This window comes from Kitasatospora sp. NBC_00240, from assembly GCF_026342405.1.
GTDB lineage: Bacteria > Actinomycetota > Actinomycetes > Streptomycetales > Streptomycetaceae > Kitasatospora.
Window position 1 is genome coordinate 130227 of the sequence record NZ_JAPEMU010000001.1, and the last position, 12049, is coordinate 142275.

General features: G+C 73.1%; 8 protein-coding genes. 3 read left to right on the plus strand and 5 right to left on the minus strand.

Annotated features, from left to right (window positions below; genetic code table 11):
* Positions 1–174 precede the first annotated feature (174 nt).
* On the minus strand, positions 175–3051 hold the full coding sequence (locus OG689_RS00575) for a phosphatidylglycerol lysyltransferase domain-containing protein (protein ID WP_266316586.1): 2877 nt from the start codon (positions 3049–3051) through the stop codon (positions 175–177).
* Complete coding sequence (locus tag OG689_RS00580) at positions 3048–4373, minus strand: alpha/beta hydrolase-fold protein (RefSeq protein WP_266316588.1); 1326 nt, start codon at positions 4371–4373, stop codon at positions 3048–3050. The genes OG689_RS00575 and OG689_RS00580 overlap by 4 nt, the downstream gene beginning before the upstream one ends.
* A 964-nt stretch (positions 4374–5337) precedes the next feature.
* On the opposite strand from OG689_RS00580, the gene aspS reads away from it, so the two are divergent.
* Entirely contained in the window at positions 5338–6660 is a 1323-nt protein-coding gene (gene aspS / locus OG689_RS00585; protein WP_266316590.1) for an aspartate--tRNA(Asn) ligase, read from the plus strand.
* Positions 6661–6871: 211 nt separating this feature from the next.
* Here the strand turns inward: aspS and OG689_RS00590 are convergent, their stop codons facing one another.
* The gene (locus OG689_RS00590) at positions 6872–7441 is read right to left on the minus strand and encodes a hypothetical protein (protein ID WP_266316592.1); all 570 of its coding nucleotides are present in this window, start codon (positions 7439–7441) and stop codon (positions 6872–6874) included.
* Positions 7442–7739: 298 nt separating this feature from the next.
* A complete protein-coding gene (locus OG689_RS00595) occupies positions 7740–8288 on the minus strand; it encodes a GNAT family N-acetyltransferase (protein ID WP_266316593.1) in 549 nt (182 codons plus the stop codon).
* A 162-nt stretch (positions 8289–8450) separates the two neighbouring features.
* Here OG689_RS00595 and OG689_RS00600 point away from each other — a divergent pair, with 162 nt between their 5' ends.
* Entirely contained in the window at positions 8451–9992 is a 1542-nt protein-coding gene (locus OG689_RS00600; protein WP_266316595.1) for an alkaline phosphatase D family protein, read from the plus strand.
* Positions 9985–11247 (plus strand): hypothetical protein, encoded by a 1263-nt coding sequence (locus OG689_RS00605; protein WP_266316597.1) that lies wholly within the window; start codon positions 9985–9987, stop codon positions 11245–11247. The genes OG689_RS00600 and OG689_RS00605 overlap by 8 nt, the downstream gene beginning before the upstream one ends.
* A gap of 174 nt (positions 11248–11421) precedes the next feature.
* Here OG689_RS00605 and OG689_RS00610 read toward each other — a convergent pair whose 3' ends face one another.
* Entirely contained in the window at positions 11422–11988 is a 567-nt protein-coding gene (locus OG689_RS00610) for a hypothetical protein (RefSeq protein WP_266316598.1), read from the minus strand.
* Between the last annotated feature and the right edge of the window lie 61 nt (positions 11989–12049).

A 12049-nucleotide genomic window follows, 5' to 3' on the forward strand; every position in this document is an offset into this window, starting at 1 on the left:
GCCGGGCAGGAGCGCCGCCCGTCACACGGCACTCCCCCGGCCCTCCTGAGGGCCGCCCGGTCCGGCGCGACGGCGAGCCGCGGGCAGGTCACGGCGGCCCCGACCGGACCGCCCCCCGACGGCGCCGGCTCCCGCAGCGCCGTTCGGGGCCCTTCGCGCTCGGACCGTCCGCCCTCACGCCGACAGCTTGCGCATCAGACGCACGCCCTGGGCCGCAGTCAGGTGCGGCAGGTAGGCCTTGCCGATCGCGCGGGTGATGCTGGGCAGGGCCGCCGGGTCCGGGTAGACCATGTACAGCGGCCGGTACTCGGGCTGGAACTTGGCCTTGAAGGCGAGCAGCGAGCGGAAGCCGTAGACCGGCTCCAGCACCTTGCCCATCCAGTCCAGCATCCGCTGCAGGGAGGTCGGGTCCTGGCCGCGGTCGGCGCGGGCCAGCGGCGCACCGGAGAGGGACAGGAAGCGGGCGCCCTCCTCCTTGAAGCCGAGCGCTGCGGAGGCGATCAGGAACTCCATCACGCCCCGGAACCCGTCGGAGCCGCGCCGCATGAAGTCCAGGGTCCAGCCGACCGGGCGGCCGTCCTCGTAGACGGGCATCCAGCTGGTCAGCCCGTGCACCTGGCGCTCCGGGTCGACGGCGATCAGCACCCGGACGGCCGGGTCCTCGAGTTCGTCCAGGCCGCCGAGGGTGAAGCCCATCTCCGGCAGGCCCTTGTCGCAGACCCACTCCTCGGAGATGGACCGGATCTGGTCCTTGATGTCGGCCGGGGCGTCGCGGTAGGTCCACCACTCGGCGACGATGCCCTGCTTGCCGGCCTTGTTCAGCGACGTCCTGATGTCCTGCCACTTCTTGCCGGTGAAGGCGAGCTCGGGCAGTGCCACCACGGTGTCCTCGGCGACCTGCAGGGAGCGCCAGCCGAGTTCGGCGGCGGCCGCGCGGATCTCGGGGGTGACGCTGTAGAAGCACGGGGTCCAGCCGCGCGCGTCGCAGTAGCGGGCGAACCCGGCCACCGCCCGGCGCCTGGCCTCCGGCTCGCCGAACGGGTCACCGGTGGTCAGCGCGACGGTGGACAGCACCCGGTAGGGCACCGCCGCCTCGCCCGCCTCGTCGAACCAGTAGTGGTTCCCGTCCCAGGTGCTGATGAAGGACAGCGTGCTGCCGCCGTGGGCGGTGAGCAGGGCCCGGGCGCGGGCCGCGTCCTCCGCGTCCACATGCACCACCGGCCGGCGCAGCGCGACCAGCAGGGCGGACAGGGTCACCGTCCAGAACAGCAGTCCGCAGTAGGTGACCAGCATTCGGGCCACCGGCCCGGTGGCGATCGGGTAGTCGGACAGCAGTTCGCCGTAGGCCGGTGGCAGGTAGGCGGCGGGCAGCCCGGCGACCAGCCGGCCCACGGTGACGGCCGGGTCGTACTGGTCGCGGACCAGGCTGCCGACCCCGACGTAGGCCGTGGCGGTGAGCACCAGAGCCGTCGCGATGACGGCGCACAGGCGCCGGACCACCCGGCGGCCCATCCGCAGCTGGAAGCGGTGCCGGGTGCGGATCAGCAGGGCGGTGGTCAGCACGGGCAGCAGCAGGGCCTCGACGAAGAACTCGACGACGGCCGCGGTGTCGGCCGGGTCCTGCAGGACGGAGAGGTCGTCGGCGAGCAGCCGGACCAGCAGGCAGATCCAGATCAGCTCGGTGAGGACGGTGATCCGCCAGGCGGCGCGCAGGCCGCGCCGCAGGCCCTCCGCGAGTACCAGCAGCAGCGCGGGGACGGCGGCGGCCATCAGGCGTCCGGGTGAGTCGAAGAAGTCCTGGACGGCGTGCGCCCGGGCGCATTCGTGGACGGAGATCGAGCAGAGGTCGGCGATCTCGTCCGGTGCGTAGGAGCGCGAGAGGTAGAGGTCGGAAAGGCTGTTGAAGGGCCCGATGGCGTTGTCGTACAGCGAGGCGAAGAGCGGGCCGACCGCCGCCGCGACCAGGCAGAAGGCGACCAGGACGCGGGTCTCGTTGTGCGAGGACCGGCCGCGCCGGCGCAGCCGCAGACGGCGCCGGCGCCTCGCGCCGGAAGGCTCAGCCTCGGGGTCGCGGTGCGGGCCGTGGCGGTGCAGGAGGGCGCCGGCGGCGAGGCCGACGACGGCGGCGGTGAAACGCTGCAGGCCCTGCAGGTGGCCGATGTAGAGGGTGGCGACCAGCGGGACGAGGACCACCGACAGGTGCATCCGGCGGCGCCACAGGATGGTCAGGCGGTAGCCGAGGACGGCGGCGAGCCCGAACAGCCCGACGCCCGGACCGGTGGCGATCTGGTCGGCGATGTCCAGGGTCCAGCCCTCGCCGGCGGCGATCCCCAGGCGTACCAGGGCGGTGCCGAGCAGGGTAGCGACGACCTGGCCGGTGACCAGCACCAGGACGCTGCGGCGCCGGCCCAGCCGGCGTTCGGCGACCGGCCCGACCAGGAGGAGCAGCCCGCTGGTGAAGACGTAGGCGCTCAGGCCGGAGCACCAGACCAGCGAGGTGAGCGGGGTCCACCAGCGGCCGGCGTCCAGGGTGGGCAGGCCCACGCCGACATGCTCCAGGAGCGGCGTGGACGGCCCGTGGCGCAGGCTGCCGGTGGCCGCCCCGATGATCCACAGGGCCGCGAGCAGACCGAGGGTCAGCGGCGCCTTGCGCAGCCGGCGGGCCTGCCGCAGCCAGCGGGAACGGGCCGGTTCGGGCGTCGGTGCGGTCGGTCCCTCGACGGGGCCGGCGTCGGCGGGCGGCGCGGCGGCCGGGGTGGCGGGACCGGCGGAGGTGGCGCGACGGGCGGAGGTGTCGGGGGTGGGTTGCCGGCCGGCCGGGGCGGGGACGGCGACGGCGGGCGTCGTTCGGGTCGCCGCCGACGCGGCGTCGGAGACCGCTCGGGTCTCCGCGGACGCGGTGACGGACGGCGCTCGCGTGTCCGCGGATGCGGTGACGGAGGTTCCGGTCCGGGAGGTACCGGTGTCGGCGGTACCGGTGTCGGCGGTACCGGTGTCGGCGGTACCGGTGTCGGCGGGCCCGTCGGCCGGGGTGGTGGCCGGGGCGCTCATCCGATCAGTCCGGTCCGCTTGGCGAGCCATTGCAGGTTGTCACTGATGGCCGCCCGGAAGACGGTCCAGTCGTGCCAGCCCGGCTTGACCTGGAGCTGCACCGACACGTCCGCCCGGACGGCGGCCGCGTAGACCTTCTCCTGCTGGGGGCGGAACTCCTGGTCGTTGGAGCCGACCACGAAGATGCCGGCGGTGTCGGGGAACTTCTTGCGGGCCATCACGTGCATCGGGTCGACGGCGTCGAAGGCCGCCTCGTCGCCACCGAAGGCCTCCTTCACGCTCTTCCCGTGGTTGCCCAGGGTGGGCTCCTGCTGGCCGGAGATGTTGATGAAGGAGCCGTAGACCTCGGGCGCGTTCAGGGCCAGTTGCAGGGAGCAGGTGCCGCCGAACGACAGGCCGGCCACCGCCCAGGACTGCCGTCCGGTCGCGGTCTGCAGGGTGTCGCGCACCCAGGCCGGGACGTCGTGGGCGAGGTAGGTCTGTGCCTTGGCCAGCCGGGAGTCCATGCAGAGCTGGTTCACCCAGGGCGAGCCGGTGGGGTCGGCGACCACCACGATCGGGGCCAGGCCCCGGTGGGCGTTCGCGAAGGTGTCCATCATGTCCTGCAGGCCCCCGGAGTTGATCCAGTCCTCGGGCGCGCCGGGCTGGCCGGGCAGCAGGACCAGCACCGGCAGCAGCGGCCGCGGCGTGGCCTGGTAGGCGGGCGGCAGGTAGACGAAGCCCGGGCGGGTCCTGAAGGCGGACCGCGGGCCGGGTATCCGCACGCCGGCGATGGTGCCCTTGACGGGCAGGTCGGCGGGCGGGCTCCAGACGTCGGCCAGCGCCTTGCCGGGCGGCGCGCCGATCGTCCGGTCGGCCTGCGTGGTGTCCAAGGTCCCGGTGTCACTGATCCACGGCGCGAGCAGCACCCGCGCCGTGGGGTACTGGTCGAACAGCCGGTTGACCTGGGAGGACGCCATCAGCACCGCCAGCCCGGCGGCGAGCGCGACCAGCGCCCGGCCGGGCCACCAGGGCAGCCGGCGCAGCCGGAACCCGGCCAGCGACAGCCCGAGGACCGCCATGCCGATCCACACCGTCACCTCGTCCGGCAGGCCCTCGGGGAAGGGCTGCCACCAGTCGTCGACGGCCACGTCGATCAGCAGGGTGAGGGCCACGGCCAGAGCCACCGCGCAGGGCAGCAGGCGCAGTGCCCACCGCCGTCCGCGGGCCACCGCGAGCATCAACAGCGCACCCCAGCCCACCGCCAGCACGGCGTACGCGATCGGCCCGTGCGTCAACGGCCAATCCAGCGGGTTCCAGGTGGCGGCGAGCGCCAGGGTCATCATGCTCCTTGCTTCGCGGCGCCCATGCGCGCCGCAATTCCACTACGCCGCGGCGTTGCCGCCGCGACCGTCCTACACACCCACGAACAGGAGCACCGGTACGAACCGCCCGGGCACGATGCCGCGCTTTCGCGCGGCGCCGGCTGTTACGGACAGCGGGACACCCGGACACCGGGGAACGCGAGCCACCGGCCCCGCTCCGCCGGGTCTCCCGCCCCGCTCCGCCGGGACACCCGACCTGAAGGCGGCAGGGTGAACCCCTGCTGCATGTCGACGTGTCCAGCCGTGTTGTGGTTCCCCCGACGCCCCCGTACCCCGATCCGCCCTGCCCCGCCCCGGCCTCCCGATCCGTCCCGTCCCCCGTTCTACCAGCCCCGTTCTACCAGCCCAGGTAAGCACGGCCCACGACCGGGGTGGCCCGACGGCGCCCGACACGCCGTCGGTGAACACCCCCGGCCCAGGGCCGACCGACGGCACGCCGGGCGCCGGCGCGCAGGACCCGGGCGGTCGCCCGCCGGACGGACGGGCCGGCCCGCCCCGGACGGACCACCGGGCGACGGGACGCGCATGGACCGAACCCGCACGGCCAGCCGGGACGGGTGCCTGAAAGGCCGTGACGAATGCCCGAAGGGGCCGGGACGGGTGCCCGAAAGGCCGGGGCCGGTGCCCGAAAGGGCGTTGCGACGACCGGTCCGGGCCCTCTAACCTGTGCCCAACGCGATGAGGGAGACGAGTACCCGAGGGATCCCGCGAGTCGAGAGAGCCGCCGGCAGCTGTGAAGGCGGCATCGCGCCCGAGGTGAAGACACTCCTGAGCGCGGGGAGGAAATGCCCCGCCGGCCGGCCGCCGTGATCGGGCCAGAACGAGGCTGCCGCCGATGGCGGCAGCGAAAGTGCGGTGGCACCGCGAGCCCCTTCTCGCCCGCACTCCCAAGGGATCACCCGACGTCCTACGGAGGACTGCGATGATCCACCCCACCCCCCGTGTCCTGGTCGCCGACCTGCGGGAACACCTGGGGCGAACCGTTTCGGTCTGCGGCTGGGTGAACACCCTGCGCCTGCAACGCACGATGCAGTTCGTGCTGGTCCGGGACCACACCGGCACCACCCAGGTCACCCACCGACGCCTCGGCGCCGACGACCCGCTGGAAGAGCGGATCGAGGGACTGACCGTCGAGTCGGCCGTGCGCGTCACCGGCCTGGTGGTCGAGAACCCCGCCGTCCGGCTGGGCGGACTGGAGATCGTCCCGGAACGCGTCGAGGTGCTCAACCTCGCCGAGGCACCCCTGCCCGTGAACGAGCTCACCGGCCTGGAACACCGCCTCGACTGGCGGTTCCTGGACATCCGCCGGCGCCCCGCGGCCCAACTGCTCTTCGAGGTGCAGACCACCGTCGAACAGGCCCTGCGGGAGTTCGCGTACGCCGAGGGCTGCACCGAGATGCACACGCCCAAGCTGATGGGCACCGCCTCGGAGTCCGGCGCGGAGGTGTTCGAGCTGGGCTACTTCGGCCGCAGTGCCTACCTGGCGCAGTCCCCGCAGTTCTACAAGCAGATGGCGATCGCCGCCGGCATCGACCGGGTCTTCGAGATCGGTCCGGTGTTCCGCGCCGAACCCTCGTTCACCTCACGCCACGCGACCGAGTTCACCGGAGTGGACCTGGAACTCGCCTGGATCGAGGACGTCGAGGACGTGATGGCCTTCGAGGAACGGATGCTCGCGCACACCCTCACCCGGGTCGCCGAACAGCACGGCGCCGCGATCCAGCAGCAGTTCGGCGTGGAGGTGACCGTCCCGGCGCTGCCGTTCCCTCGGGTCACCATGGCCCGGGCCCAGGAGATCCTGCGGGCCGGCGGCTGGGACCGGGAGGGCTCGAAGACCGACCTGGACCCCGAGGGCGAGCGCGCGCTCGCCGCGCACATCCGGCAGGAGACCGGGCACGAGTTCGTGTTCGTGACCCACTATCCCGCCGGGATCCGGCCGTTCTACCACATGCGCCCGGCCGCCCGACCCGGCCTGACGCTCAGTTTCGACCTGCTGTGGAAGGGACTGGAGATCACCACCGGCGCGCAGCGCGAGCACCGGTACGAGGTACTGCTCGAACAGGCCGCGGAGAAGGGCATCGGCACCGACTCGCTCCAGGACTACCTGAACTGCTTCCGTTACGGCTGCCCGCCGCACGGCGGACTGGGAATGGGCCTCGGCCGGGTCCTGATGGTGCTGCTCGGCCTGGACTCGATCCGCGAGGCCACCTTCCTGTTCCGTGGGCCCAACCGGCTGACCCCGTAGGTCTCCCGATCCGGCCGGCGGCCGGCGGTGGCTGAGCCTGCCGACGCCCGGACGAGGACCGTCGAGTCCTCGTCCGGGCCGTCGAGTCCTCGTCCCGGCGCCGGGCCGCGCAGGTGACGCGGCACGGCACCGCGCACACGGCCCGGGCGGGTGGCCGACACCCTGCGCTGCCGACCACCCGCACCCCGTCAAGACAGGTCCAGGACGCCGACTACCCGCAGGAGTCGCAGATTCCGGTCGCCGGCAGCTGCACGTAGCAGCCGGGGCAGATCGGTGCGGCCGGCTCGGGGAGCCGTGCGCGTCGGCGCTCGATCGCGGCCAGCAACCGGGGTGCGAGTGCCGGGACCCCGCCGCCGGGCGGCAGGGCGGCGCCGAAGCGGCGGTAGCAGTCCAGCCGGGCGGCGGCCGCGTGGTTCTCACGGTCGGTCTCCTCGGCGACCGCGGTCTCCCCCGCGATCGCCAGGACTTCCCGGTAGCCCTCGCCGACCATCCCGTCACTGGTGCGCACGACCAGTGCCGTCAGCGGCGGGTCACCACGCCGGTGGGCCTCGCGGACCACATGGCCCAGCACGCCGCCGATCCAGTTGTGCAGAAGCGCGGTCGTCCGGACGCCGGACGCCTTCTGGACCACCTCCGCCAGTTCCTTGTAGGTGATGACGGCGTGATAGGTCCCCGCCACGGTGACCAGGTGCGGATAGGCCTCCCCGGCCCAGAGCTGCTGGGCCTCCGCCGCCGCGACCGGAGAACCGTCCGCCTCACGCCAATAGCTGCGCTGTGCCATGCACCCGCCCTGTCCGTCGATCAGTGGTCACGGCCCGGCCGGGGCGTGATCGGTGACGTTCCGCGGCGGCCGCTCCGACCACGTGGCAGGCATCAGCCCGGCCGGGCCTCTCCGGAGCCGGACCACTTCGCACGCCTGACGACCACCGGACCCATCGCCGGGCCACCGCGTCGGCGCCCATCTTGCTCCCGTCCGGGCCCGCACTCAACTTCCGTCGACAAAGCGACCGTTCGCGCGCACGAGCGCCCGCGGGCGGCGAACCCGGCGAACTACACCCACGGGGGTGGTCCGGCCGGCCTCAGATCGTGATCCAGTACCGCCGTACCGTCCCGAACTCGGTCTCCTGGACGCCCTCCAGAACGCCGCCTTGACGCTCGATCGTCCGGACCGAGGCGATGTTGTCGGCCGCGCAGACCAGGAGCAGCCGGCCAAGACCGAGGGCCCGTGCCTCGTCGAGCATCCGGCCCAGTGCCCAGGCCGCCAGGCCGCGCCGGCGGGAGGACGGCCGGACGCCGTAGCCGATGTGGCCGAACCGCAGCACGAAGTCGCCGGGCCCGTACCGCAGGGCGATCCCGCCGTGCACCCGGCCGTCCTCGACGATCCACCGGTAAACCGCGCCCGCCCGGCCGGACTTCCCCTGCCGCTGCCCCTGCTGCAGCTCCGACCCCGGCACCGGCACCGGCTGATCGGCCAGCCGCGCCACCCAGGCCGCGAACCCGGCCGACGAGTCGACCTCGTCGGAGCGCCGTAGCCCGAACCCGTCCTCGTGGGCGCCGGGCCCCCACTCGCCACGGGCCTCCAGCCAGGCGGCATGCAGACGGACGGTGGGCGCGATCAGTTCAGGCATGGCGCGACGATACCGACCGCATCCGACGACTGCCACCCGCAATCCGACGTGAGCTCACGTCCCCCATAACGGACGGCTCACCAACTCCCGCCATTGCCATGTCACTTGACTGCCCCCGTCGCAAGGGCCGAAGTTCACCTGGGTCCGCGAGCATGGCCGGCCATGAGGAACCTCAGTCGCCGCATCTTCATCCTGGGCGGGCTCACCACCGCTGGCGCCGCCGCGCTCCAACTCGGGGCGATGGCCCAGCCGTCGGCCGCCGCCTCCACCCCCTTCCCCTTCACGCTCGGCGTCGCCTCCGGAGAGCCGGACGACAGCAGCGTGGTGCTCTGGACGCGTCTGGCCCCCGCACCGACCAACGCGGACGGTCAGGGCGGCATGCCCAACACCGACGTCGCCGTCGACTGGCAGGTGTCGACCAGCCAGAACTTCACCACCCTCGTCAGCTCCGGCACGGTCACCGCCCGCTACGCCCAGGCCCACGCGGTGCACGCGCTGGCCGGTGGACTCGCCCCGGACTCGGAGTACTACTACCGGTTCCGGGCCCAGGGGTTCATCTCCCCGGTGGGCCGGACCCGCACCGCGCCGGCGCCGGGCACGGTCGGGCGTGACTTCACCATGGCGTTCGCCTCGTGCGCCCACTACGAGAGCGGCTACTACACCGCCTACCGCCGGATGGCCGACGACCGCCCCGACCTGATCCTGCACCTGGGCGACTACATCTACGAGGGCGGCGCCACCACCACGGGGGTACGCCAGCACCTCGGCGGCGAGATCGTGTCGCTGGCCGACTACCGCCGCCGCTACGCGCTCTACCGCAGCGACCCGGACCTGCAGGCCGCGCACGCGATCGCGCCGTGGCTGGTGGTGCCGGACGACCACGAGGTGGAGAACAACTACGCCAACATGGTCCGCGCCGACAGCAGCCCCGCGTTGACGGCGGCCCAGTGGACCGCGCGACGCACCGCCGCGTACCAGGCCTACTTCGAGAACATGCCGCTGCGGGCCGCCGCGACGCCCTCCGGCAACAGCATCCAGCTCTACCGCCGGGTCCGCTGGGGCACCCTCGCCACGTTCCACATGCTCGACACCCGTCAGTTCCGCGACGACCAGGCCTGCGGCGACGGGACGAAGGTCTGCGCCGACGCCGATCTGGCCAACCGTTCGATCACCGGCACGGCCCAGGAGTCATGGCTGCTCGACGGACTCGGCCAGCACTTGAGCACCTGGGACCTCATCGGCCAGCAGGTCTTCTTCGCCCGCAACGTGAACGCGTCCGGCGCGATGAACATGGACGCCTGGGACGGGTACCGGGCCGGCCGGGCGCGGATCCAGCAGGGCATCATCGACCGGGCCGTACGCAACCCCGTCGTCCTCACCGGCGACGTGCACGCGTCGTGGGGCAACGACCTCAAGGCCGACTACGCCGATCCGTCGTCGGCGACGATCGGCTCCGAGCTGGTCTGCACCTCCATCACCAGCGGCGGCGACGGGAGCGCCACCACGGCGATCCCCAACGGGTCGCTCAACCCGCACCTGCGCTTCTACTCCAACCGGCGCGGCTACGTCCGCACGCAGATCACGCCGTCGCAGCTCACCGCCGACTTCCGGTCGGTGGCGTCGGTGACCGAGCACGGCGTCGCGGCGACCACCGCCAAGACCTTCATCATCCACGACGGACAGCCGGGGTTGGCCGATGCGTAAGCTCTCAGTTCTCGGCGCGGCCGCCGCGGGCTTCGCGGCGGTCCTCGTCATGGTCTCCCCGGCCTCGGCGGCGGGGCCCTCGTCCTGGGTGACGGCGAACAGCGACGCCACCGGTGACCAGGACTCCTCCTCGATCGCGACCGACCGCCTCGGCGACGTCGCGGTGGTCTGGGAGGACGACCGCGACTCGACCGACCCCGGCGACAACGCGCACAGCGACGTGTGGGTGCGGACGTTCCGTAACGGCGTCCCGGCCTACGAGACGAAGCTCTCGGCCGGTGGGACCGCCGGCACGGCCTGGCGGCATCTCCAGCCCGACGTGGGACTCGACGACCGGGGCAACGCCGTCGTCGTGTGGGCGGAGGACCCGGACGGCAACGGGCTCTACAACATCGTCTACCGGGTGCTCTCCCCGACCGGCGCGGTCCTCGGCTCCGGTCGGGCCAACGCGAGCGCCGACGGCCAGCAGATCCACCCGCGGGTCGCGGTCGATCCGGACGGCGCGCCGGGCAGCACCACCGCGGTCGCGTTCTCCGTGGTGTGGGAGGACATCCAGGGCACCGCGGCGGCGACGGTGAAGGCGGCCGGGTTCACCGGGACCACGACGAAGGCCTACGAGGTGACGGTCAACGCGGCCGGCGGGGCGCACCACAACCCCGACGTCGCGACCTCCGCCTCGGGCGACGCCGTCGTGGTCTGGGACGAGGACACCGACAACAACGGCTACTACCAGATCGGTCTGGTGAAGCTGGCCAAGGCGAACGGGGCCGTCGCACTCACCCGCCGCAGCGCCAACAGCCTCGGCGGCGGGCAGCAGCAGCGCCCGGCCGTGGCCGCCGACTTCAACGGCGACTTCGCCGTGGCATGGGAGTCCGATCACACCGGCACCCGTGGCGTCTGGGCCCGGTCGTTCACCGCGACCGGCACCGCCGGCTCCGCCGAGGTGGAGATCTCCGGCGGGGCCGGAGCCGGCAATCCCACCGTCGGCATCGACGACCAGCGCGACGCCGTGGTCGGCTGGAGCGTCGCCGGCACCGATCCGGCGGTCTGGGCCCGAGGCCTCAACCCCGACGGCACCTTCGCCGGCCGGCTGCCGGCCCAGTCCGTCAGCCAGGTCACGACCGGTCGGCAGGAGCAGGCCGCGGTGGCCTCCTCCCCGTTCGGCACGCTCGCGATGTCGTACACCGACGACAACGACGGCAACACCTTCGACCAGGTCCTGCTGAGTCTGGGCGCGACCAACTCGGACTGGTGACGTCCTGACGATTGCGGGGTGAACATCTGCCCCGGGTGCCGTCGGGCGCCCACATCCGCGGCCGGGTGTGGGCGCCCTTCCGCGGCCCGAACCGCTCGGGCAGGTCCGCCCACGGCGTCCCGGCCCGGTGCGGCAGCCCCGCCCGGGCGCCGTTGGGTGCACCACCCGGGCGGGTCAGCGGCCGAACAGCCGTCGCAGGCCGCGGCGTTCGGGCCTCGCCTGCGGTTGGGGCGGGGACGGGCGGGTGACCGCAACGGCGGGCGCCGGCTCGTCCAGGAGCGCCACCACTGCCGTCAGGAAGGCCGCCAACTCCGGTGCCGGACCGGAACCGAGGTTGGCATGGCTGCCGTCCGCCCATTCGCCGAGCACCGTGTACGGCTCCCCGGTGAACGGGTTCACCGCGAGCTCCAAGGTGAAGTACCGGCAGTGGTCGGCGCCGTCCGGCTGCACGACGGCGGTGTAGTACGCCTCGGCCGGTCCGGCGGGCCGCGGCAGCACGACCACCAGCAGCCGGTGCGGACCCAAGGTGATCAGATGCGCGTCCAGGCCGTCGCTCGGCAGCCGTTCCTCGGCAGGCAGCCGCCCGCCGAAGTCGTCCCAGAGGGTGACCAGCCCGGCCCCGAACCCCTGGGCCGGGACGCCCTCCAGCATCCGCGGCCCGAGGTCCCGGGCAAGGCCCGCGAGCACCTGATGCGCGAACCGGTAGTGATGGGGCCGAGGTTCGTTCTCCACGATGTCCATGCGCGGAAGTATGTCGATCACACCGGGATCGGCCGAATCGCCTTCCCCGGCGGCGGTGCGG